Origin of the sequence: Schleiferilactobacillus harbinensis DSM 16991 (assembly GCF_000425885.1) — a bacterium.
In the GTDB taxonomy this organism is placed as follows: domain Bacteria; phylum Bacillota; class Bacilli; order Lactobacillales; family Lactobacillaceae; genus Schleiferilactobacillus; species Schleiferilactobacillus harbinensis.
The window spans coordinates 1-24,517 of record NZ_AUEH01000031.1 but is presented as its reverse complement, the minus strand read 5'-3'; the positions used below and the strand labels follow the sequence as shown (position 1 = coordinate 24,517).

18 protein-coding genes are annotated in these 24,517 nt (G+C 54.0%); 5 read left to right on the top strand and 13 right to left on the bottom strand.

Annotated elements, in window-relative coordinates:
• Positions 1-1,248 carry a multidrug efflux MFS transporter gene (locus H627_RS0110110; protein WP_027828863.1) on the top strand — a complete coding sequence of 416 codons (1,248 nt, stop codon included), beginning with the start codon at positions 1-3 and terminating at the stop codon, positions 1,246-1,248.
• Between the two features lie 24 nt (positions 1,249-1,272).
• Here H627_RS0110110 and H627_RS0110105 read toward each other — a convergent pair whose 3' ends face one another.
• The 11 genes from H627_RS0110105 to H627_RS0110055 form a co-directional block, all read right to left on the bottom strand.
• On the bottom strand, positions 1,273-1,917 hold the full coding sequence (locus H627_RS0110105) for a bifunctional 4-hydroxy-2-oxoglutarate aldolase/2-dehydro-3-deoxy-phosphogluconate aldolase (protein WP_027828862.1): 645 nt from the start codon (positions 1,915-1,917) through the stop codon (positions 1,273-1,275).
• A 59-nt stretch (positions 1,918-1,976) separates the two neighbouring features.
• Positions 1,977-2,522 (bottom strand): 6-phospho-3-hexuloisomerase, encoded by a 546-nt coding sequence (gene hxlB, locus H627_RS0110100; RefSeq protein WP_027828861.1) that lies wholly within the window; start codon positions 2,520-2,522, stop codon positions 1,977-1,979.
• Positions 2,519-3,145, bottom strand: coding sequence for an orotidine 5'-phosphate decarboxylase / HUMPS family protein (locus H627_RS0110095; protein WP_027828860.1), 627 nt, complete (start codon positions 3,143-3,145; stop codon positions 2,519-2,521). Before H627_RS0110095 ends, hxlB begins: the two co-directional genes overlap by 4 nt.
• 80 nt (positions 3,146-3,225) lie before the next feature.
• A complete protein-coding gene (locus tag H627_RS0110090; RefSeq protein WP_027828859.1) occupies positions 3,226-4,182 on the bottom strand; it encodes a sugar kinase in 957 nt (318 codons plus the stop codon).
• Positions 4,183-4,224: 42 nt separating this feature from the next.
• Positions 4,225-5,493, bottom strand: a complete 1,269-nt coding sequence (locus tag H627_RS0110085) for a hypothetical protein (protein ID WP_027828858.1) — start codon at positions 5,491-5,493, stop codon at positions 4,225-4,227.
• Between the two features lie 18 nt (positions 5,494-5,511).
• Positions 5,512-5,763 carry a hypothetical protein gene (locus H627_RS0110080; RefSeq protein ID WP_027828857.1) on the bottom strand — a complete coding sequence of 84 codons (252 nt, stop codon included), beginning with the start codon at positions 5,761-5,763 and terminating at the stop codon, positions 5,512-5,514.
• Positions 5,764-5,802: 39 nt separating this feature from the next.
• The gene (locus H627_RS0110075) at positions 5,803-6,555 is read right to left on the bottom strand and encodes a sugar phosphate isomerase/epimerase family protein (RefSeq protein WP_027828856.1); all 753 of its coding nucleotides are present in this window, start codon (positions 6,553-6,555) and stop codon (positions 5,803-5,805) included.
• 198 nt (positions 6,556-6,753) lie between these two features.
• Positions 6,754-7,752, bottom strand: a complete 999-nt coding sequence (locus H627_RS0110070) for a LacI family DNA-binding transcriptional regulator (protein WP_027828855.1) — start codon at positions 7,750-7,752, stop codon at positions 6,754-6,756.
• A 46-nt stretch (positions 7,753-7,798) separates the two neighbouring features.
• Entirely contained in the window at positions 7,799-9,775 is a 1,977-nt protein-coding gene (locus H627_RS0110065) for a beta-galactosidase (protein WP_027828854.1), read from the bottom strand.
• Between the two features lie 130 nt (positions 9,776-9,905).
• Positions 9,906-10,892, bottom strand: coding sequence for an AEC family transporter (locus H627_RS0110060; RefSeq protein WP_027828853.1), 987 nt, complete (start codon positions 10,890-10,892; stop codon positions 9,906-9,908).
• A 5-nt stretch (positions 10,893-10,897) separates the two neighbouring features.
• Entirely contained in the window at positions 10,898-12,547 is a 1,650-nt protein-coding gene (locus H627_RS0110055; protein WP_027828852.1) for a malolactic enzyme, read from the bottom strand.
• Between the two features lie 113 nt (positions 12,548-12,660).
• Here H627_RS0110055 and H627_RS0110050 point away from each other — a divergent pair, with 113 nt between their 5' ends.
• Both H627_RS0110050 and H627_RS0110045 read left to right on the top strand, forming a co-directional pair.
• Positions 12,661-13,539, top strand: coding sequence for a LysR family transcriptional regulator (locus H627_RS0110050; RefSeq protein ID WP_027828851.1), 879 nt, complete (start codon positions 12,661-12,663; stop codon positions 13,537-13,539).
• Between the two features lie 15 nt (positions 13,540-13,554).
• Positions 13,555-14,184 carry an HAD family hydrolase gene (locus H627_RS0110045; RefSeq protein ID WP_027828850.1) on the top strand — a complete coding sequence of 210 codons (630 nt, stop codon included), beginning with the start codon at positions 13,555-13,557 and terminating at the stop codon, positions 14,182-14,184.
• Here H627_RS0110045 and H627_RS17890 read toward each other — a convergent pair.
• Positions 14,148-15,236: a hypothetical protein gene (locus tag H627_RS17890; protein WP_051225345.1), complete on the bottom strand. Its 1,089-nt coding sequence runs from the start codon at positions 15,234-15,236 to the stop codon at positions 14,148-14,150. The two genes, H627_RS0110045 and H627_RS17890, sit on opposite strands and share 37 nt — an antisense overlap.
• Before the next feature lie 138 nt (positions 15,237-15,374).
• Here H627_RS17890 and fakB point away from each other — a divergent pair, with 138 nt between their 5' ends.
• Both fakB and H627_RS20345 read left to right on the top strand, forming a co-directional pair.
• On the top strand, positions 15,375-16,205 hold the full coding sequence (fakB, locus tag H627_RS0110035; protein ID WP_027828849.1) for a DegV family protein: 831 nt from the start codon (positions 15,375-15,377) through the stop codon (positions 16,203-16,205).
• Between the two features lie 80 nt (positions 16,206-16,285).
• Positions 16,286-16,438 carry a putative metal homeostasis protein gene (locus tag H627_RS20345; RefSeq protein ID WP_162143234.1) on the top strand — a complete coding sequence of 51 codons (153 nt, stop codon included), beginning with the start codon at positions 16,286-16,288 and terminating at the stop codon, positions 16,436-16,438.
• 72 nt (positions 16,439-16,510) lie between these two features.
• Here H627_RS20345 and H627_RS20105 read toward each other — a convergent pair whose 3' ends face one another.
• On the bottom strand, positions 16,511-24,283 hold the full coding sequence (locus H627_RS20105; protein WP_051225344.1) for a KxYKxGKxW signal peptide domain-containing protein: 7,773 nt from the start codon (positions 24,281-24,283) through the stop codon (positions 16,511-16,513).
• Positions 24,284-24,517 lie beyond the last annotated feature (234 nt).

The window sequence follows — 24,517 nt, the reverse complement described above, 5'->3', positions numbered from 1 at the left end:
ATGGCAAAACGGCGCGGCAAACTACCGGAATGGCAACGCAATCTCCGGGTCCTCTGGTTCGGCAATTTCATGGCGGGGATCGGATTTTCTTTGATCATGCCCTTTATGTCCCTCTACATCGATACACTGGGGGACTTTAACCGGACTGAACTCAGCTTTTGGAGCGGTTTGACTTTTGCGGCGACTTTTTTAGTCACGGCGGTCGTCTCCCCAATTTGGGGCCGGCTGGCCGATGAACGCGGCCGGAAATTGATGCTGCTCCGGGCCAGTTTAGGGATGGCCATCGTCATCGCCTGTATGGGTCTGGTGACCAATGTCTACCAGCTGGTGCTGCTGCGCCTGCTGCAGGGTGTCTTTGCGGGATATATTTCTAACGCCAACGCCTTGATCGCCACCACGGCCCCGCGGGAACAGTCCGGTCAGGCGCTGGGCACCCTCACCACAGGGAACGTCTCTGGCACCTTGCTCGGTCCGCTGGTGGGCGGCGCCATTGCAGAAGTGGTGGGCTATCGGGTCACGTTCTTTGTCACGGGCGGATTGCTGCTGCTCGTTTTCTTCCTCAGCTTATTCATGGTCCACGAGCACTTCACCCCGATCAAACGGGCGGACGCCGTGCCGATGAAGCGGGTCTTCCATGAATTGAAGTATCCCCATGTGATCATCGGCATGTTTGTCACGACGATGTTCATTCAAGCGTCGAATAACTCTATCAGCCCGATTCTCAGTCTGTACGTCCGCCAACTGATGGGCGGCCACGGCGGCATCGCCTTCATTTCGGGCATCATTGCCTCCCTGCCCGGGGTAGCGACCTTACTCGTGGCCCCGCGTTTTGGCCGGTTGGGCGACCGGATCGGGACGGAGAAAATTTTGCTGATTGGCTTGGCCTTTGCTGTGCTGGTCTATATTCCCCAAGCGTTTGTAACCAATGTCTGGCAGCTGGGCTTTCTCCGCTTCCTCGTCGGTATCGCCGATGCGGCACTGATTCCCCAGGTCCAGACGCTGCTGGCCAAATACAGTCCGCACTACGCAGCCGGCCGAATTTTCAGTTATAATCAATCTTTTCAGGCGACGGGGAATGTGGCGGGTCCGTTGATTGGCTCCACCATCTCCGGGGCATTCAGTTACTCCGCCGTCTTCCTCAGCACGAGTCTGCTCGTCCTCGTCAACTTGGTCTGGGTCAATTTCAGTACGCAGGAAATTCGCCAACCCCAGACCGAAGAAAAAACAGACCCCACTCGTGATGAGTAGCGTCTGCTCTTTAGAAAAATCAGATTAACCGCGAATTTCAGCTAACTTGGCTTGGTACTTCTTGGCCTGGACCGTGACGGCAGCATAATCGCCAGTCTTGGCGCCAGCAGTCAGGTTGCTGCCAGCACCAACCAGGGTAACGCCAGCCTTGAACCACTCGGCCATATTCTCGACGTTGACGCCGCCGGTGGGCATAATGCTCAGGTACGGGAACGGTGCTAGGACGGCACTGACCATGGCCGGCTTCATCACTGCACCAGGGAACAGCTTCACCAAGTCCACGCCGGCTTCCAACGCGCTCTGCATCTCAGTCGGCGTCATGCAGCCCGGCGTATAAGGCGTCGCATACAGGTTGCACATCTTTGCCGTTTCAGCGTTGAAGCTGGGGCTGACGATGAACTCAGCACCGGCGATCATCGCCACCCGAGCAGTGGCGGGATCCAAGACGGTGCCAGCACCGATCACGACAGCATCATCATTGGCATATTTTTCGGTCAAATGCTCGATGACCTTGTCCGCATGGGGCACGGTGAAAGTCAATTCAATGGCCGTAACGCCGCCGGCGATCACCGCATCGGCGGTCTTTTCGGCTTCCTCTGGGCTGTTGCCCCGAACGACAGCGACGATACCTGCCTTTTGCAGGCGCAACAGACGATCAACTTTTTGCATGAAGAGTGAGTCTCCTTTTCTTTAGGAAAACTGATATATTAATTCTTTCGATACTTATTCTACTCCACATTAACGTGCTCGTGAAGCGCATCCGCGTTGCTGGTGTCATCACGTTTCGCCAACTTCAAGCAGAGTGCATCCAGAGTGATATGCACGGTTTGATCGAACAGTGTCGACAACAACTGAATCGACTTAACTCCGCTGCCGGTCTTGGTTGCACCAGGCACCACCACAACGGCGTCGGCTAATTTGGCCAATGGCGACTCTGGGTTGCTGGTGAACGCGACGATCTGCAAGCCCAATTTCTTAGCAGCCTCTGTGTCGGCAACGATACCTTTGGTGGTACCGGAGCCGGAAATGGCGACCCAGGTATCGCCCTTTTGAATCGACGGCGTAATGGTTTCACCCATCACGTAATCCGTGTAACCGATGTGCATCAGCCGCATGGCAAAGCCCTTGGCTTGGAAACCGGAGCGGCCGGCCCCAATCACAAAGATACGTTTATCTTTCGTAAGGTACGGCATGGCTTGGTCCAGTTGTTTTTCATCCACTAAAGCCATGACCGTGTTGATTTCTTTCATAATATCCGGTAAAACAGTTGTCATTTATGCACGACCTCCATCATTTCTTCTGCAGCAGCAACAGGATCCGCGGATTTGGTAATCGCCGATCCCACAATCACAATGTCCGTCAGCTTCTGGGCGGCCAGGGCGGCGGCACCAGTCTGATCGATTCCGCCGGCAATCGCTAAGTGGGCCAAGTCCGGGAACTGTTCATGGAAAGCAGCCACTGTGCTGTCCGGCGCCATTTTATCCTGCCGATCTGTACTGTGGTGCAGACAATAAATGGCCTGGGGGAACCCGGCAATCTGCCGCTGCTTCTCAATAGACGTTTCCATCAAGTCGATCATCATGGTCTTGCCCGTTTCCTGGGTGACCGCGTAGACCGCCGCCAGGGTCGCTTCGGACGCTGCGCCCATGACGGTCAGAATATCCGCGCCGGCCTTGAAGCCCTGGTGGAATTCATAAGCGCCTTCGTCAATGGTTTTTAAATCCACCAGCAACTGACTGTGCTGAATGGCCGTCCGCATCGCCACGATACCTTGGTAGCCGTAGTTTTTCACCAGGGACGTGCCCATTTCAATGATGTCTGTTTTACCATCAAGTTGTTTCGCCAGCGCGGTTGCGTCGGTTAGTGTCAAGCGATCAATTGCCACTTGTAATTGCATAACTGCCACCTTTCCTCACATTCTACTGAAAAGCAAAATACGTGCCATCAGAATCATAGCACGTATTCTTGCGTATCTGTTTACCGCGGGTTCGCTTTCAAGAAAGCTTCAAGCTTCTCCGGTGTCGGGTACCCGTCGTTGTCGCCAGGAGCCTGGACGGCGAAGGCGCCGACTGCGTTAGCCCGAACCACAGCATCACGCAGAGACTTGCCCTCCATCAAGGCCGTCACTAAGCCTAATGCAAACCCATCGCCAGCGCCGACCGTATCAACCACCTTGTCGACCTTGAAGCCCGGTACGGTATAGCTTTCGCCATCCTTGGTCTGAACATACGCCCCCTTGGCGCCGGTCTTCACGACCACCGTCTTGGTCCGGTCGCTTTGATTCAGATAGAAATCAGCGATCGTCTTGGGATCGTCGCTGCCGACCAGGATCTTCCCTTCATTGTCGCCAGGCAGAATGATTTCCGCCTCTTTGGCCAGCTCATTCAACGTGCTGGCCATCTTTTCTTGGCTGGACCACAACTGCGGCCGCAGATTGGGATCGAAGGTCGTGCGAATATTGTGTTCGTGGAGCAGTTGGATCAAGTACTTGAAGGCATCCAGGGCTTGGTCCGAAATGGCCGGGAAAATACCGGACAAGTGTGCAAACTTAACGCCGCTAAAGTCGATCTTGTCCAGCGTACTCTTCTCGAAGTGGGCAGCGGCAGAACCGCGCCGGAAGTAGAAGATGCTGGGATCACCGTGGGAGACCCGGTCCTTTAGCTGAAACGCCGTCCAGTAATCCGGGGTTGAAGATACATAATCAGTGCCAATATGATTTTCCGCCAATTGGTCCTTGATGAAATCACCAAACGGATCTTCCCCGACCCGGGTGATGTATTGGGCGGAGTGGCCTAACCGGGAAACGCCAACGGCGACGTTAACTTCAGCACCGGCTAAGAACTTGTGGAAATGGACAGCGTCCTTCAGGGACTTGTCCACGTCCTCAGAAGCAAACAATGCGATCGGTTCCCCGATGGTTAAGAATTCTGACATGAAAAATGACCTCCTAATTGGTTTGACATCCTATGAAAGAGTTTACAACAGAACGTACGCGGCGACCAGATTCAATGCCGTAGCAATCCACGCCCATGGTAACCCAGTGAGCAGGAACGTCTTCGTATCCAGTTTAGCGTATTCCACAGACCAGAGGTTCCAAGACTGAGTGATGTCCGCGGAGACGGCCATCATGGTCGGTACGACCAGCAAACCGTAGAGGAAATACGGCGGGAAAAGACCAGTGGCAGTGAAAATGGCAGCCGTTGCAGCACCCGCGCCATACAGCATTAAGGGACCGCGGAAGTAGGATAACGGGGCAATGATCATCATGATGATCACGAGTAGGAACCGATTATTCGGGATAATTGCCTTAAAAATACCAGTGAACTGGCTCATGGTATGCACTGCGGCCTGCTGGAACATCGTCAGCACCAGCAGCATGATCAGCAAACCAGCGATATCGCCAATGGCCGTTTTGGCCGTATCGTTCATCATCTTGACGAAGCCTTTGTAGCTCTTCATATTGCCAGTCATTAAGAAAGCCAATAAAGTTGCTAACAGTAAGGCGGGAACAGCGTCCCATTTGAAGAAGATACTCATGGCCACTGGCACGACCGGTAAAATATAGGTGATCCAGTGGACTTCTTTGACTTCGCCCTCTTCTTCGGCTACCATTTCCGGTTTGCCGTTGCGGATCTTTCGGGTGTAGAACAAAATCATGACCAGCACCACGAGCATTTGAATACCGGCCGCAACAAAACCGAAACGCAGGTAGTGGTCGCCCCACTTCACGCCTTTAAAGAACACCGTGAACTGGTTGAACAATACCGGGTTGATATACATTGCGGCCCCGATCGACAGGGTGAAGACCGAAACGGCTACCCGCCGGGGCACGCCCATGGAGAACATGATGGGGAAAAGAATGACCCCAACGGCAATGGCTGAACCGACCCCGTACGCACTGGAGAAGATCAACGCCGTGATCAGCGCAATCAGGATCGTGGCCAGCACCGGGGCTTTTGTCCCGACGGCTTGCGTCCGCCGACTGATACTGCCAGCAATACCAGTATCGACCAAGACCCGGCCAAACCAGGAACCTAAGATAATATAAAGTGCTGTTTTCCCATAATTCAACACGGGATCCGTAAAGATCTCTTTAACCGCCACATTCACTGGCGTTAAGCCAATGATGGTCCAGGCCAAGGCCATCACGAAGAAACCGACGGTCAGGTTGCCGCCTTTCATGGCGTAGTAAACGAAGCCGATGAAGGTGACGATGAGTAAGATACCTGTAACTAATGAGCCCATTACACGTCAGCCTCCCTTTTAATAGTCGTTCAATTCACTGAGGATCCGTTGATAGCTGGACTTGATGCCCTTGTTGTCTTTATCAACAAAGAATGAGTTCTCTGTTGAGTTAAACCGCTCTGCCAAGAAATAAGCAGACAGATAAGCGGCGAGGGCCTGCTTAGCGGCACTCTCCAAGTTTTGTTCCTTGGGTTGCACATCAATATCCAGCGTATTAAGAAACTGTTCCGCAAATTTCTGCGGATCAAGCTGCACCCGTTCTTGTGCCATAATAAAAACTCCTTCTGTTTGTGTGTGTTGATCGCGAAGTTACTTAGCGTCGTAGTAGGCCGCCACTTTATCCTTACCCGTCGTAATCACGGCATGATCCGTCGTCGGATATTCAATGGCCACCGGGACATCCTGGGGCAGGATATCGAGGATCTCCCGCCACGGCAAGTCGCCCTCATCCAGCGGGACTGTGACTGGCTTTTCACCCGTGGTGATGTCGTCCTTAACGTGGATATACCGCACATACTGGGTCAGTGCTTTGGCGGCAGCGACCGGATCTTCGCCAACAAACGGCCAGTTTCCCAAGTCATAGACATAACCCAAATCAACGTGGGCGGCCTTAATGGCGGCGAGGAACTTTTCAACGGGAGCCAACGTACCGCTGGTTTGCGTTTGGTCATTTTCAATATTGACTTCAATGCCCTGGGCAATGAGCGGATTCAAGGCCGCTGCTAAATCGCCATCGAAGTGGGCAAAGTCCCCGGTATTCCACTTGATTTTCTTGATGCCCAGTTGTTTGCCTTCATCCAGATAGCTTTGCAGCTTCGGATTCACCTGGCCGTCCACAAAAACTTCGTCCGGAACGCTGTAATACAAGGTCAAATTGTGCTCTTTGGCCAGCTGGGCCACTTCAGGAATTTCTTTGTTAAAGTCCCGGAAGTATTCGCGCCGGATTTCGATGGTGTCGAAGCCTAAATCGATCAATTCCGGAATCAGCTCTGCCTGTGACTTGCCAGATTGCCATTCATCCGCCAATAACAGTAAATTTGCTACAATAACCGGTTTTGCCATGATGAAAATCCTCCTTTGGATTTTGCCGTGTTTGTCTGCTTTTCTGCCAATAAAGGAAATCGGTTTCCTTAACTCTACAAGTCTCATAGTAAACCGGTTTCCTAAATAAGTCAACCGCTTACACTTAGATTTCTTCTCAGAATAAAAAAGACCGGCTGGACAAGGTTCATCCGCCGGACAGAAAAGTTGATCACTGAATTATAAAGAATGCCGCAAAGTGACGTCAGCCGGAATTTCAATGCGCTGGGCCGGGGCGGGTTGACCCGCGATCGCCTGATATAAATACCGAGCAGCCGTTTGGCCAATGCGCTGGGGATGCTGATTAACGCTAGTCACCCCTGGTCCCGCCAACCGGGCCCAATCCCAATCATCATAACCGCAGATGCCCAAATCCCGCGGGGCTCGCAGTCCCTGATCTTGCATCCAGGTCAAAGCGGCCATCAGCAAGCGGCCATTCGTGGTAAATACGGCAGGCCGGTGCCCGGGGTGACTGGTCAGCCACTGACCAATCATGCCGGCATCTTTTTCTTTAGCCGAATCGTCACCGGTTTCAAGCAAGGTGATCGACAGGCCGTGTTCCTGCGCCACATCGGCAAAACCTTGGTAACGTAAGCGCCGAGATGATGCCCCCGCAATTGGATTAGCAAAAACGATCAGGTCTTGATAGCGGGCCTTAACAATGGCCTCCGCCAACTCGCGGCTTGCCGCATAATCGCTGGACGTAACTGTCACTTGCGCCACTGGGGTCGTTGTCCGGTCCACCATCACCAATTGCACACCCTGGGCCTGAATAAAATCATAGGTGTGTGGGTCGGTACTGAGCGGCTGCAAAATAATGCCGTCTACATTTTGGCCGAGCAGCAACTGCAAAGTCCGCAGTTCCTCACCGGGATCGTTGGCACTGTCCGCAATGAGAATCTGATCCCCTGCTTCTTTGGTCAGTTCGCTAATCCCAGCGATCAACCGCGTCGAATACATATTTGACACGTCGGCCACAACGACTCCCACTAGGTGCGTCCGGCGGGACTTCAACGCGCTGGCCTGGCGATTCGGGACATAATCCATCTCCTCAATCACCGCTGCGATCCGTGTTTTCGTGGCCGGTGACATCCGTTCAAAGTGGCCGTTGAGATAACGGGATACAGTAGCCTTAGAAACATTGGCGGCCCGGGCCACGTCATCAATTTTGGGTCTCACAGTTTTTTCCTCCCCAGAAAACTTAATATCCCTACAATACCACGAATTAATAGGCAATCATCGGCAGCTCCGTCACCAACGGCGCGGTCCCCTGTGCTTCGCCGGCATTAATATCATCAATGTGCCGGGCAGTCTCCTTGATGGCGGCCCCCAAAGCCTGATACGGCTGGCTGCAAATATCAAACAGCCCGATGTTATAGTTTTCGCCATCGAACCGGCCCAGTGCGAACTGGTCGTAACACTGGAAGTAATGACACCCGATCCCATTAGGGTGGGCGGCGACTTGTTCGCAGTAATGGCGGAAGGCGGTCCCCCGGTCAGTCTGGTTGCTGACGGCTTCCAAACCTGTGGCAGTGGGTCCGGCATCCAGCGCTCCAAAATGGAACTCCCCGATCATCACCGGCTGATCCACGCCCAGGTCACGAACTTGATCCAGTTCTTTGGTGGGATCCATGGCGTAGCAATTAATGGAAAACACGTCGCAGTCTTCCCACCCGGCAATCAAGTCGGGATCAGACACCCAGGCCCAGCGCATACCAAGAATCAGATGCTGCGGATCCACTGCTCGGCAGGCTTTAGCCGGCACACTGACGTATTGCTTGACCATTTTTCGAGAGAACGCCCGCAGGTCGTCATTCGCCGCGGGCGGGACGGTTGGCGTGTTATACAATGCGGCAAAGTCAGTGAAATCAGTGTGCCACGCCGTATTCAGTGCCGCAATCGTCGCGTATTGGTCCTGCAAATCAGCCACCAACCGCTCTTTCGTCGCCGTTCGGGTCGGGTTAGCTAAGACTTCGGCCCCCAGATTCAGATGATCCACAAACGCCCAACTGGGCTCATTCCGCAAGAAGTAGCCGATCAGCCACGGATCGTCCTTCCGCGCCGCCAATGCTTGGGCACTTTGCTGGGCTGCTTCCGTGTATTCCGGGGCAAAAACATCCGGGAAGTCCCGGAAAATGTGGGCTGTTGTGTCCGGGAACTGCGGCAGCATCGTCACGTAGGGCATCGCCTGCCGGCGAATCAAGGCCCGGTCGCTCCAGTTGCCGATGGTATTGATGCCCAACCCGCGCAGCTGATGCAGCATCATATCCTGCCAGCGCGCCTGCCAGTCCGGCCCGAATGCCCGCTGCAAGTTGGCTTGGGCAAAGGCAAAGCTCTCCACTGGTTTGCCCGCTGGGGTATGCCCGGTGGCGAAGAAATGGGTATATTCCGGATCACTGTGTTCGGGGAGCCAATCTAAGTACCGGTGGATGCCTTCAATCCGGCAATCATTCGCGGCGCCGACACCGTCGACGCCCAAACTGAAGAAGGCGTTGCCCACTGGATCGACTAAGTACCAGCGATCATCAGTCTTTTGGGTTGCAAAGAAGCCCGTCCCCTTGGTCAACTGGCGGGTCATGTCGCCGCCGTATTTGTCCCAACTGGAAACAGGTATCTGCGGGGCCTGATTCGCCGCCGCGCGCAATCGTTCCTGCAGTTCTCCCTCAGAATGGATCTTTTCCGGCCATTCCTTGGCAATCGTCTGGCCAAACTGATCCACTAATACTGTTTGATCCAGACCGATCCTTGGATATGTATCAGTATAATGCAAATTCGTTACGTGCAATGTTACTGGTGCGGCGGTAGGCAGCGTCACCAGTTCCAATTTTGTGATATCGGCAAGCGCCACCGCATGACCATGGCATACTACCTTCAGACCGCCCACCGGCGCATCAGGAAAAAGGACGGCGCCTTTGAACCATTCTTTATCCAGCACCATCGTTGACCGGACCGTTGGTAAAATACCGAACCGAATCGTCATCGCCGGCGACTTTTCTCCCGTCACATAAACCAGCAGGCTGAGGGCCATGCTGTCGCCTGACTCCGGCCGCAGCACCGCGGTCAAATACCGTTCCGGCTGACGGGCAAAGGCAGTGACATCGATTCCCCCGCCCAGACGGTCAGTGAGACTGAAGCCGCCGGTTTCTTCCGCAAACAGTGCCTGCCCAACGACATCATCGGCATGAATCATGACCTGTGCCATAAATCGAGAACCCCTTCCGTAAATAAACCGCTTAACTACTATATTTTACCATCCAAGGATATGCAAAACACCCCGATGCCAAGCAGGGAATACACTTGACATCGGGGTGTCGCAAACTAATTCAGATCAACTAGATATTCTGAACCAATACCATCACGATTGGCACGACGACCGCAAACAGTACCGTCGATGTGGTGACCACATTTGTGGCATACTCCACGTCCCCATGACCGTTATCCGCCAAAATCGGCAGCACGGCTAAACCAGGAGCGGAAGCTTGTACGATCAGCGTCTGGGCTTCAAGACTCGGAATACTGAAGCCCATCTTCATCCCGCCGACGATCAGCAGAGTGATCAAAGCAGGCGCCATGACGAACCGGCCCAGCAAAGCCACGACCGTATCCCGGTCGAAGCGGATGGAACTCAGGCCGGCGTCGGCCAGAATGATCCCAATATAGACCAGAGACAGCGGCGTGACCAGACTGCCCACGTAATCCAGGGCATTGATCAGGAAGCTGAGCCAGGACACCTTCATGACATCGAAGGGCAGGAACATGAAGACCAAAGCCACCAAGAAACCTAGCAGCGGCGGCGGCAGGAGTTTCTTCCAATTGAAGGTACTCTTGCCCGAATCCGGATTGTCGGCCTTGGTCGGGTCATCCCAAGACATCAGGAAGGCGCCCAGAGTCCACGTGGATACCGTGTTCACGACATAATACATCAAGAAGTAGGCGGTTGCTTTATCCCCAAACAGGGCCATGTTCAACGGCAAACCGATGAAGATCGTATTGGCGTTGACGAACATGTTGATGAACGTCCCCCGCCGGCCCGGCCGAACTTTAAGCAGCTTGACCAGCAAGAAAGCCACGATGTAGCCCAGGGCCACTCCGCCGAAGCCGTAAACTAATCCGGAGGATAAACTGACCAGCTTGTCCAGGCTCAGACGCTTCAACACACTGGTAAAGATGGATGCTGGTAAGGCAATCTGCATCAACAGTTTCGAAATCGTCCCGGCAAAGTTGTCGTCAAACCACTTCTTGCGCCGCAGCGCGTACCCCAAGGCGATGATCAAAACAATCGTCAGGATACTCTGCACAGAGGTAAAGAGTGCTGTCATGTCCCTTACTCACCCGCCTTTTCTGTCGTATAGGCCGGTGTCCACTTCATCGCTGTGACGGCCTGTTCAACATCCTTGATATCTTCCTGGTTCAGCTTCTCCGCCACCGCTTCCTTCGCCGTGGCCACGGCCACAGTCTGGCTGAAGGCGCTGAGCTTAGAAACTGGCGGTAAGACTGCGGCACCAGATTGGCTGCCATCCACGATGCCGCCCAGACTGTGGGCCGCAGCGGAAATCATACCATCCGTGAGCAGCCGTGCAGTCGACGCAATGGTCCCCAGACCCAAGCCCGGATAAACCAGCGCGTTGTTGGCTTGGCCGATTTCGTAAGTGACCCCATTGTACTTGACTGGCGCTGCGGGAATCCCGGTGGCGACTAGGGCCTTGCCGGCACTCCACTGGATCAAATCTGCTGCCTTGGCTTCGGCCAATTTGGTCGGGTTAGACAACGGGAAGATGATCGGCCGCGGCGTATTGGCGGTCATTTCTTTGACAATATCTTCGGTGAAGGTGCCCGGTACGGTGGAAGTGCCCACCAGAATCGTGGGGTGCACCGCCTTGACTGCCGCCGCCAAATTAGTCAACTGGTCTGCATTGGCAAACTCACTGCGCTGACGGGCAAACGGCTTTTGTTCCGGCGTCAGATCCGGCATATCGTCAAACAGCAACCCTTGCTTATCGACGAGGTAGAAATGCTTCCGGGCTTCCGCCGGATCCATGCCCTGTTGGATGTATTCTTCATAGATCCGTTGGGTGATCCCAGCCCCAGCAGTGCCGGCACCGAAACTCATATACACTTGGTCGGTCATCTTTTCACCGGAAATATTCAGCGCGCCCAGAATACCAGCCAAGACAATGATCCCGGTGCCTTGAATGTCATCATTGAACACAGTGATCTGATCCTTGTACTGATTCAAGATGTCCGCCGCATTGCTCCGGCCGAAATCTTCAAAGTGCAGATACAGCTTGGGGAACAGCTTCTCGGCGGTGGCCACGAACTTGTCGACAAACGCATGGTACTGCTTGCCGTAAACCCGCTTCTTGCGCAAGCCTAAATATAAGTCATCGTTCAACAAGGCTTCATTGTTCGTACCCACATCCAGCACAACCGGCAATACTTGGCTAGGGTCAATACCAGCAGCGGCCGTGTAAACCATCAGTTTGCCGACTGCAATATCAACGCCCTGAGTGCCCCAATCGCCAATACCCAGAATACCCTCGCCGTCGGTGACCACGATCAGACGAATGTCCCGACCGTCGGCACTGTTGCGCAGGGCGTCTTCAATATGATCCGGATCATCAATATTTAAGTAAGTGGCGTTCTGCGGTTCGGTGAACAACGCACTATAATTTTCAATCGTATCGGCAATCGTGGGATCGTAAACGATTGGCATGAATTCATACACGTGTTCGCTGAATAACTTATAGAACAGGACGTGGTTGGTGTTGAAGATGGTCATTAAGAAAATCCGCTTCTCCAGGTCACTGCCCTTGCTTTGATACTGGGCATAAGTCTGCTTAACTTGCTGATCCAAAGTTTGGACAGCTGGCGGCAGCATGCCGTTCAAGCCGAGGGCATTGCGTTCTGCGGACGTGAAGGCAGTACCTTTGTTGAGAAATGGGTTATTTAAAATCTGTTCAGGTGTGTTGGTCATTATTTATCTCGTCCCTTCGTTTTGTTGACATAGAGAACCTTACACCCGGCAAATTGTTATTGTCACACCGCCCAGCTGTGATAAGCTTTATTTATATGAGGAGGCAGTCAACCGTGAACACCCGTGATTTAGCGTATTACGTCCAACTTGTTGAACTGGGCAGCTTTACCCGCGTGGCGGATCAGTTTGGTGTGACCCAACCGACGATTACTCTGGCCATCAAGCGGCTGGAAGACGAATTCGGCGTGACTCTGATCCACCGGGACCAAAGCCACGCCGCGCTCACTGTTACCGCCGCGGGTCAGCAGCTGTACCGCCACGCCCGCACGATTGGCCAGGAATTAGCCCTGGCCCATACTGAGATCGCCCACTTAAAAGAAGAAAAGATCCGCTTCGGTTTGCCGCCGATCATTGGCAATTACTACTTTCCAAAAATTGCCGGGCGGCTGGTCGCCGCTGGACTCACAGAACATCTGCTCACCCAGAGCGGCGGTTCCGATACCCTGCTGGCCATGCTGCAAAACGGCAGTATCGACATTGCCTTGCTGGGCAGCAGCGGACCGCTGGATGTGCCGGGACTCGCCGTCACTCCTTTGACCGATGCCCCATTCAGCATCGTTGTGCCGCCGAAAAACTTGCTGGCCAACCAAGCGCAAGTGGCCGTGGCCGCTTTGGCCGACCAACCCTTTGTCGTCCTGAATGAAGAGTTTGTCCATGATCGCGCTCTACGCTGGTTCACCCGCGCGGCCGACATTCGGCCCAACATTGTTTACCGCAGCGGCGATGTCGGCCTGGTCAAACAAATGATTGCCCAAGGCGTGGGCATCGGCTTTCTGACCAAAATGGCGGTGGCCCCAGCAGATGACTTGGTCACCTTGCCTATCAGTCAAGCGGGTCAGCCCCGGTTCGTCATCTCGGTGGCGCACCGAGCGGACTTGGTGCTCTCACCGATGATGCAGGCGTTGAAAAAGATATTGACCACCGCGCAATAAGGAGGAACGGTACATATGTTTAATACAGTCATCTTCGACGTCGACGGCACCTTGATCGATACGGAATACGTCTACGTCCATTCATTGCAGCAGACCCTGCAAGAGGTGCAGCACCGCACTGTGCCAGCAGAAGATCTGTTATTTATCCTCGGCATTCCCGGAATGCGGGCCCTGGAGAAATTCACCGCCGACCCCAAAGAACGCCAACACTTATTTGCAATCTGGCTGGGTCACGCGGCGGCATTAAAAGACCACGCCACGGTATACCCCGGCATCCACGATACACTGGCCGCGTTGCACGCCCAAGGGGTCACCGTTGGTGTGGCTACATCAAAGATTCATGAAGAAATGCAGACAGAAATTACCCGCTTCGGTTTTCAAGGGGCGTTCGATATCGTCGTGACGGCGGATATGACCGCCAAACATAAGCCCGACCCGGCCCCGCTGCTGGCCGTCATGGCGCAACTGCCGGAAACAGCCCGCGCTGTTTACATTGGCGATGCAGCGCCAGATCTGGCAGCGGCCCATGCATCCTGCCTGCCCTTTGCCCTGGCCGAATGGGGTGCCCACGATGCAGGCCAATTTGCGGCGGCGGATTATCGGCTGGCTCACCCGCGGGATATATTGCCGTTAGTGCGCTCATAATCTCGAATTGCTGAGTCCAAAGGCGGATTACTGGCGAGGTACAATGTGCTATAAATTGAGCCATGATAAACGATGGCTTGCAATTCATGGTACAGCTCTGGGGTGATCACCGTCGGCCGGCTGACCAGCAGTGTCCGCAATTGTGTTTCGCTGGCCACGCGATGACGATTAATAAACAAGGCGACAATGTTGCCGCTGATCAAAAAAATCATGGAGACCAGCGTTAATACGGTCTTGATCGCCGGGATCGTCCCGGCCCCAAACATTGCCTTCAGCAACACCCCCGAGTTCCCACTGAGCTGACCCATCCCGATCATCAAGGCCTTGATGATATCCGTGCCGAATTCAGTTACCACAAACATAATGACAGTGGTCGTGGCGTTGAGTACCGGTGTATAGTTGGTCAGCACTCGCAATTGATAATTGGGGATGATGTAAATAATCGCTGCCGTCACGGCGACACTGAGCAGCAGATAGTAGATCATCAAGTAATGATACGAGTTACTGCGCATCACGCCAGTGATCAGCAGCCCCCATAGCAGCGTCAGCGGCACCACCAGCTGCAAGCCGAGAAACCGCCGCAGCAGATGCTGATTGAACACCCGGGAGGCATTGACTAAATAAATGATGACCAGGGCCAGCAGGACGATGACCCACGTGGCACTGATGACCAAGTTGCCGACAACGGGCCAGCGCAGAAAGTAAAACACCATGCTCAGCCAGTTCCCGGCAGCGTAAAAAGCCGTGACCAGCGGTCGCGTTCCCCGCACCATCTGGGCAAACTCCCGGCGCTTTTCTTGATCCAGCTGGTTCGTGTTATCCGTTACTACAATGAATTCCAAGTGTTCGATTCGCCGCCACAGGCTGAGTGCCGCGGGTAACCCATAATTTCGCCGGCGAACCGGCCAAATTAGCGGCAGAGCCACCAGGGTCTCCAAGACGAGGATCCCAATTTTCTCCCCCATGGCCGTGAATCCTTGGATGAACGGCACAGCCATAAACAGAAAAAGGACCGCCGTGCCCCGCCCTAATCGGCGCCATATACGCTGCATGCTCTACTCTTCCCCCGAATGCGTTTACTCACATTATACCAAAAGAAGGCTCGACGGCAGGTAGTCTTATCAACTACAATAGAGGGTGATACGTTCTACATTCGAGTCACCGCATATTGCCCGAAAGAAGGATTTTTGATGATTCACATTGTAACCGACTCCACGGCGCAACTGACGCCGGCTGAAATTAAAGAAAACAACATCACGGTGGTGCCGCTGCAAGTTATCTTAGATGGCAAAACTTACCGCGACAACATTGATATGACGCGCCAGGAGTTCTCTGAACACCTGGCCACTGACGACGAGTTCCCCAAGACCAGTCAGCCTTCAATTGGGCAATTCGTTGAAACTTACAAGGCGCTGGCCAAGCCCGGCGATAGCATCGTTTCGGTGCACATCGGCTCTGTCCTGAGCGGGACTGCCCAAGCCGCCCAAATGGCGGCGCAGCAAGTGGATGTGCCCGTGGAAGTGCTCGACAGCGGTCTGACCGATCGCGGTCTTGCCTTCGTTGTCCTCCAGGCCGCGAAGCTGGCCAAGACGATGGGCGACGCTAAGGCCATCGTCGGCAAACTGACCGATTATATGAAGAAAATTACGCTGACCTGTTTCGTCAACAGCCTGGATTACTTTGCCAAAGGCGGTCGGGCCAAGCGGGCCATCGGCTTTGTTTCGTCCATTCTGAAGCTGAAACTGGAACTGACCATGCCCAACGGCAAACTGGAAGTCACCCATAAAGCCCGGGGTGAAAAAGGGATGCAGAAACTGCTTAAAAACGTGGTCGATACGATCGTTGCCGATACCCACGTGACCCAGGTCGGTTTATCATACGTTGACAGTCATACAGATACTGATGCGATTGAAAAGACACTCAAAGAGAAACGGCCGGACATTCATGTGTTGAACCGGCTGACCAGTCCAGTCATCATGACCCACGTCGGCCCAGCCGGGCTGGCGGTCATCTACGTTTAAGCAGCGCGTCAGGTGCTTACATTTAGTAAGTTAACGTGTTATGATGGTCTATAGTTCCCAGAGAAGAGAGTGATATCATCATGGCAGAGAAAATCGATATGGCGAGTGCGCATCGTCAATTACACAGTCCCAACAAGAAGACAGCGGCGCGGGCATTAAAGAACATCAAGGCCGCCAAGCGGACACAGCAGCATTTGCGTTACGCCGCACAAGCTGAGAATCAAAATAACTAAACACACAGCAATAGGACTGATCAACCGCCGTTTGGCAGTTGATCAGCCCTATTTTCTTACACTCCTTTCGGTTTATTTCACGCCAGCGGCATTGATCCACTGATTCGTGCCGACTTGGTACCACAACTGATTTCCCTGAGCGGCCACTTGGTTCACCCGCCAGGCGGTTCCGGCGGCCAATTGCCGACCGGTCCCGCGCTGGTTGGGTGCTTGGTACACTTGGGCGCTGGTATTGGTTTTGACCCGTACCACCCGCGTATCCGCCGGGGTATCGGCTTGTTGACCATTCAGCAGGAAATATCGGCCATCGACCCATTGCTTGCCGCCCACGTTGTACCAGACGGAGCCGTCATCCAGAGTGAGCTTGCGCCCCGCTTGCCAGGCCGTGCCAGCTTTGAGCAGGCGATTCTGAATGATCCCGTGCCCTGGCACTGACCAGAGGGCGACACCATAGTTGGGTACGTAGTTGATGACGCCGACAGTGCCCGCCGGTAAGGTTTCGATCCGGTCTGGCGCAACAGTCAGCGTATCCGTGAACTTGATCCATTGATTCGTGCCGACCTGCAGCCACAAAACGTTACCGGCAGCGGCGACTTGATTGACTACCCAAGCACTGCCCTGACCAAGCAGCCGACTGCTGGCCGAGCCGTTTGGACTGTTATATACCGGTGTTCCTTGAGTATTTGTGACAAACGCCACGCGGTTGCCGGCCACATCCCTGGACTGGCCGTTGAGCAGGAACTGATCGGCATTCACCCATTGGTTTGTACCGACGTTATACCAGACCGACCCATCCGGCATCGTTTGCCGCATGAACGTGATCCAGGCCGTGTTCTGGTTAAGCTGCTGCCGGCCAGTCAATTGAGTGCTGCCCGGTGCATTGACCAAATCAATTCGTTGCTGAGCCACCCCAACGGTTTGGACCTGCTGCTGGGTCAATTGCGTGCCTGCGGCCTTGATCCATTGATCTGGCCCAATCTGCAGCCAAAGCTGGCCGCCGTGCTGGGCAGTAGCCAGTACTTTCGCTGACCAGCCGCCCAGAAGCTCCCGGCCGGTCGCGGCTCCGCCGGGAGCAGCATATACTTCTGCGGCATCCGTGTGCTGGATCCAAACCCGCTGGTTCTCATAATCCGCGGCGTTGCTGCTGGCACTGGTGCTGGCCGACGCAGAGGCAGACGTGCTGGCACTGGCTGACGGTGTTGCACTTTGGCCGAGCGAAGCGGATAAGCTTTGGCTCAGCGAGACGCTGGCACTCAGCGATGCGGAGGTACTGGCGGAAAGACTGCCGCTGGCTGAAGCGGAAGCACTTTGACTAGTGCTGTCGGCAGCCGTTGCCATTGAATCCGATACCTCACTTGCCGAAATGCTGGCACTCAGTGACGCACTTGCGCTGAGGGACGCGGCGGTGCTTTGACTGGTCGACAGGCTTTCGCTGGTTGAAGCAGCAACGCTTTGTGCCGCACTCTTTGCCGAAGCAGAGGCGCTCAGAGACGCGGACGCACTCACACTCGTCGAAGCGTTAGCACTCACTGACTCAGAAGTACTGGCACTGGCTGAAGCCGATATACTCGCACTAAACGAAGCTGCGCCACTGATGCTGGTCGACAGGCTCTCACTGACACTGGCACTCTCAGCCGATGCTGATGCGCTCTGACTCAGTGCCGTGCTGGTCGAAGCAGAAAGGCTGCCACTCGTTGAGACAGACGCGCTCAACGACTCAGAAGCGCTGACGCTTAAACTTTCACTCGTCGAAATGCTCTCGCTGAGAGATACACTCGCTGACGTGCTGGCGCTCACTGAGGTTGATTCACTCGCACTGGTTGAAATACTTTCACTCGTTGAAGCAGAGAGACTTTGACTAGCAGAAGCACTGGTACTCAGCGAGGCCGATGTGCTCGCACTGACTGAAATAGACTCACTGGTGCTGGCAGAGGCAGAAGCGCTGGCACTCGCTGAGATACTTTCGCTGAGCGATGTGGAAGTGCTGGCGCTGACGGAAAGAAACTCGCTTTGGCTCACCGAGGCAGACTGGCTCGCACTCAGAGAAGATGATTCACTGGTCGAGGCAGAAACACTCTGACTGGTGCTCAGCGAGAGACTTTCGCTTAGGCTAGCCGATGTACTGGCACTCGCCGAAACACTTTCACTGGCAGACAGTGACAGACTGGTACTGGTCGATGCGCTGGCACTTAATGAGGCTGATGTACTAGTACTCGTCGAAGCGGATTTGCTTTGACTGGCGGAAGTACTGGCACTCAGTGATGCACTCTCGCTCAATGACACCGACGCACTTTCACTTAGTGCTGCTGATGTACTCTGACTTGCCGACAAACTGGTACTAGTAGAAGCAGACTGGCTGACGCTAGTACTCAATGATTCAGAAGTGCTCGTGCTCAGTGACGCCGACGCGCTATCATTCAGTGATGTACTCGTGCTTGCCGCTGAGGCAGATTGGCTCGCACTGATTGAGGTACTTTCACTCGCAGAAATGCTGGCACTCAGTGATGCAGACGCGCTCACCGATTCAGATGTGCTCGCACTGGCCGAAACAGATTCACCCTGACTCGCTGAAATGCTCTCGCTGGCCGAAACACTCGCACTCATCGAAGCAGATTCGCTCTGACTTGTTGATGTGCTTGCACTGGCAGAAATGCTTTCACTCAGTGATGTGGCGGTGCTTTCGCTCTGCGATGCCGAAACGCTCACACTTGCCGAATTCGAAATGCCTTCACTCTCAGATGCTGAGATGCTCTCACTGGCAGAAGCACTCGTACTGAGAGACGTGGCGGTGCTTTCGCTATCGGATACACTTGCACTTAACGAGTCGGAAGTACTCGTACTGGCCGAGATGCTTGTACTCAACGATGCCGACATGCTAGCACTTGTCGAAGCGGATTCGCTCTGGCTTGTTGATGTGCTTGCACTCAGCGAAGTTGAGGCACTTGCACTGATCGAATTCGAGACACTTTCGCTCAGTGATGCAGAAGTGCTTTCACTCTCAGACGTACTCTCACTGGCCGAGATACTTGCACTCAATGACGCGGATTCACTCTGACTGACAGATGTGCTTTCACTATCGGAGAGACTTTCACTCGTTGAAGCCGATAAACTCTCACTAGCCGACACACTATTGCTGGCTGAACTACTCTCACTGATTGATGTCGATCTGCTTTCGCTGGCTGATGCACTTTCACTCAACGACGTTGAGACACTCTCACTCGTTGAAATGGATTCAGAGATACTTGTGCTCTGACTCTCAGACGTGCTTTCACTCAATGACTCTGATGTACTTTGACTTATCGATGCACTTTCGCTGGCTGAAATACTCTCGCTCAACGATGCGGAAGTACTCTCACTGAGAGACATTGACATGCTTTCACTGGCCGAAGCACTCTCGCTCGCAGACATACTCTCTCTCAGTGATGTTGAGGTGCTTTCGCTTAGTGACGTTGAAGTGCTCTCACTCAACGAGGCTGAAGTGCTTTCACTAGTCGAAGTGGACTCGCTCAGACTTGTTGAGGCACTCTCGCTGGCCGAGACACTTTCACTCGTCGAAACCGATTCACTCTGACTGACAGACGCGCTTTCACTCAATGACGTTGAGGTGCTTTCACTGACAGAAATGCTCTCGCTGAGAGATGCAGACGTGCTTTCACTTTCGGATGTGCTTTCGCTTAACGAGGCAGCAGTGCTCTCACTGGCTGAGGCACTTTCGCTCAACGATGTTGAGATACTCTCACTCGCTGACGTACTTTCACTCAACGATGTTGATGTACTTTCGCTAACTGAAACACACTCTCTCGTGGAGATACTTTCACTCGTCGAAGCGGATTCACTCTGGCTGATTGACGTACTTTCACTCAGTGATGTCGAAGCACTCTCACTGATCGATGCACTTTCACTCAGCGAGGTGGATTCACTCTGACTGGCGGAAATGCTCTCACTGGCTGAGATGCTTTCACTCGTAGAAGCAGACGTACTTTCACTCAACGACGTACTCTCACTCAATGATGCTGAGGTGCTCTCACTGGCCGAAACACTTTCGCTGAGAGACGCTGAGGTGCTTGTGCTCGCTGATATACTTTCACTCAACGACGTTGACGCACTATCACTGGCTGAAACACTTTCACTCGTTGAGATAGACGCACTTTGACTAGCAGAGGTGCTTTCACTTTCTGAGACGCTCGTGCTGAGCGAGGTACTCGCCGAAACCGACTGGCTCTCACTGACAGATGCACTCTCACTCGTCGACGCGGACATGCTTTCACTCTCAGATGTACTCAAACTGGTGGATTCAGAGGCACTGAGGCTGTCCGCGGTGCTGTTTGATTGAGAAGTTGACGTCGCGGCTGAAACGACGGTCAAAATCGCTACTTTCGTCAATACAATACCGCTCACTGGATCAGTATAGGCTAGCTTTACTTCATACTGACTATCCTTGGTCGTGTCGATGCTCCCTAAATCAGCGGTGACTTGAGCCGGATCACCGGCGTCACCAGCCGCGTCCGTCACACTCTCCACAAAACTTGCAGCCGTCGGCGTTTCTCCGGCGCCAACATAGTACGTGACATCCTGAGTCACCATTTGCGGCTGCTTGGCTGGATTGTTTTGAATAGTAAAGGTGCCAGTAATACCCGTCAAATCAGCAACCGTAGGCAGCTGGTAACCCGTGGCCAATGCTGGGCGGCCTTGCAGAGCGGTCAGGATAGCCTGGGCCCCCGCAGAAGTCACGATAAACTTGTAATCTCCCACAGCAGTGCCGTCATTAACAACGGTATAATGACTCGGATCAATCAAACCAATATACTCAGCATGCTGATCAGACCAAGTCAGCTTCACCAGCGGCTGGATCAGATCACTGGCCTTAGACCCGCTAAACAGCGCTGTTGCCGGCGTTGAGGCGGCCGTCTTAGCGGTCATTGACGCGCCCTTCGTGTAGGTGAAAGCCAGCGTGGTGTCCTCGTGGTACGTACCCGATTGCGTTGCCGGTTTGGCATACCAGCCGGGAATATCGGGGGCCGTGATGGTCACTGGCGCATCATTCAATGCATAACCTATTGTGTCGGATGGTGCCTTGAAAGTGCCATCCGACGAACTGGCTTTCACAGTGATTTTCACCGTTGCCGCATTGAACCCATCGATGAAGGCTTGGCCCTTGGGCTGGCCTTGATCGGTTGTTTTCGCGTTGCGTTTCTCGTAGGCTGCTGCAGTCCCATCATTGGTCGTCGTGTACTGTGTGCTGCCGTCGGTGTACGTCACTGCGGCCAGATCTTTAATGGTCAGCAAACCGGTCGTCTTATCCACTGCCGTCGCCGCGGCTGCTTTCTTCCCGGCTTGGAAAGCAGCGTTGGCCTTCTCGGCTTCAGCTGCATAAACGGTCCGATAAACTTGTGCCGCCAACGACTGCGGAGCGAGGGCGGTCATGTTGTCTGTATTGGCCAAATTACCCTGCATAACCAGTGCACCGGCAGACAAATCGGGAACACTGGCCGGTGTCGTTGAAATTTGACCCCCACTGGCGGTATTGGCGGCAGCATGGGCCGCATTGTCGGCGGCCGCCATGGCCTTGTATGCCGCATCATACGACTGCAGATAGGCGTATATATTGGTATAATCGGCCATTGCATAGGCGGTCGGGTTGGCCTGATTCGGATCCCCCGGATTCGTGAAGGTATTAGCCGCCTGATTACTGTTCAGAGTAGTCGTTGTCCCAGGATCTTTTAAATAATCTGCCTTGGCATTAGTCACTGCTTTGGCTTCCGCCGTGTACAGCTGCAGTAGAAATGCCTGGGCCCCAGCAGCCCCATTAGCACTGTCGCGAATATAATCGCTGACCGCTGTATTGGGCGAATTGTTCAGCAAACTAGCGTATTCATTGGGCGTGATGGCCCCCTGAGTCTGCAGTCCATCGGCAATACTCTTGATGTCTGTTTTGACTTTTCCTGCCACCGCATCACTCGCTGCCATCGTCAGCAGCGGTTTGCCCACCTTCATGATCCAGGAATAGCCGGCAGACTGGGCCATCAGCGACGTGGCGTCCGTCACCTTTTGGTCTTTATTGGTCATCGCCAGCGGATCCGTGGGTGAAAATCCATCCAGCTTGGCAAAGTCGGCGACGCTGTATACCTTGCCGGAAGGATAGTCAGTAGCCAACGGGTTGGCCGCTTGCACTCCCAGTGTGTTCAATGCCGTCGTCATCCCATACTTGAAGTTGCGAATCGTTGCTTCTACGATTCCGTCCGCAATTGCGCGGTAGGCCGCCGTGGCCACCGCAGTATCAGCGGAGGTTAACAGCCCCAGCGAGTCAGCGATACTCGTCAACTGCTCGTTGAGCGCCAGGGCTTTCGTTAACGTCGCAGGTGCGTAACTGCCCTTGTCTGTCGCCCCGCCAAATGAGCGGATATCGCTCAATGCCTGTTTAATAATGGAGTTTTGAATGATCCCCATCACAATATCGATCAATCGGTCAACCCCGGAGACCGTGGCCTGGACATTTTTCGCCACCGTAGAATTGGCGGCAACGCCAGTGCTCAGCGGTGTACCGGCGCTATAGCCGAACACTTGGGGTGCGGCGGTGGAGAGGCCATTATTGAAGATCGAATTGAAGTAGGCCCCCGCTGATTGAAAAATTTGCCCTACCCATTGGCCAAAGCTCCCACTTGACTTCAAATCGCCGGCTCGATACTGCGCATAGTTCATGACCGCGGTTTGATTGCCCGGATCCTTCATTTGCGTATTGAGCTGGTTCAGCCAGGCTTCAACTTCTTTAGCATATTGCGATACTACGGACGCATAACCCAGCCACATCTTTTTCGAATCGAAGTTCTGATTGGTACCCGGAATAATACCAGAATTGCTATACCAACCATTTGCCCAATAGTGTTCCGCAACACTGGGCGGTAATTTACTGGCCTTGTCGATCGTATTCGCTTTAGCGCCACCGCGATAGTCAGCAGCGATCCCGCCTTCTGCACTCCAAGCCGGTTTGCCATCGGCAGTCAGCATCGGCGTGCCGGCCGCGACCGACGCCTCGTAGGCTTGGAGAATGTCGGTCACGTAAATCAGTTTCGGGCCAAAGCCCATATCTTTACCCAATACGTTCAATGCATTGGTACCGACCATCAAGGTTAAATCCTTATTGGCATTTTCAATGCCCCGGGCAATTGATTTATCGGCTGTGTCCAAATTAGCAAATGGATCCGCCACTGCCGCCCGAGCGGCCGCCAAAGGCGTGATCTTTTGCCCCGCTGCGGAGGTCGACGCCGAGGCACTGGCCGACGCACTCGCTGAGGCACTCGCCGACGCGCTGGCACTTTCCGTTGCTGAGGTACTGCCCGTTGTGCTGGTTGCAGCCGCCGAACCCGGCGCGGCAAAAGCACGCATCATTTTCACCGGTTGCTGATTATCTGCGCTCACCCCGCTGGCGGATAACGACAGTGATGTGCTGGCTGACGCCGAACTGCTGGCACTGGCTGAAGCTGACGCGCTCGTACTGGCCGAAGCCGAGACAGAAGCACTGGTGCTCGCCGAGGCGCTGGCTGACGAGGTACTCGTCGATTGCAGCGCCGCATCGGCTGGTATCGTGTCTTTGTCGCGGGTCGCCAAGACATCCTGCTGCCCCACTTGTTTAGCCGCCCCCACCATGGTCTCCGCCTTCACGGTGCTGGTGCCGATCAGCCCGCCGCCAAAAATCCCGGCGAGCGTTGCTACCCCTGCTGCGAGCCAAGTCTTGCCCGACTTATAAAGGCGGTAGCGCGTTTTGCTGTTCGCTCTAAAAAAGTCTCTGAAAGAGTTGCCTTTAAAGTTCTTCACTGAAACTTGAAAGCTGGAAATCACGTTAAACATGCGTGGTTCCTGGCTTTTTTGGCAAAAAAATAAGCGCAGACGCTCCTGCGTTGTATACTTGATTCGACCAAAAATCTGATACAGAGGAGAGCCGCGCCATGAATATTATAGAACATACACGGACTGAATTGGGACTTAAGAACATCATTCTTCGTTTTTCGTCACTCGTGGGCTTGAGCAAGCTGACAAAAAAGGCGAATTTTAGAAGACGCTCATCAATTTCACTGACCAAGG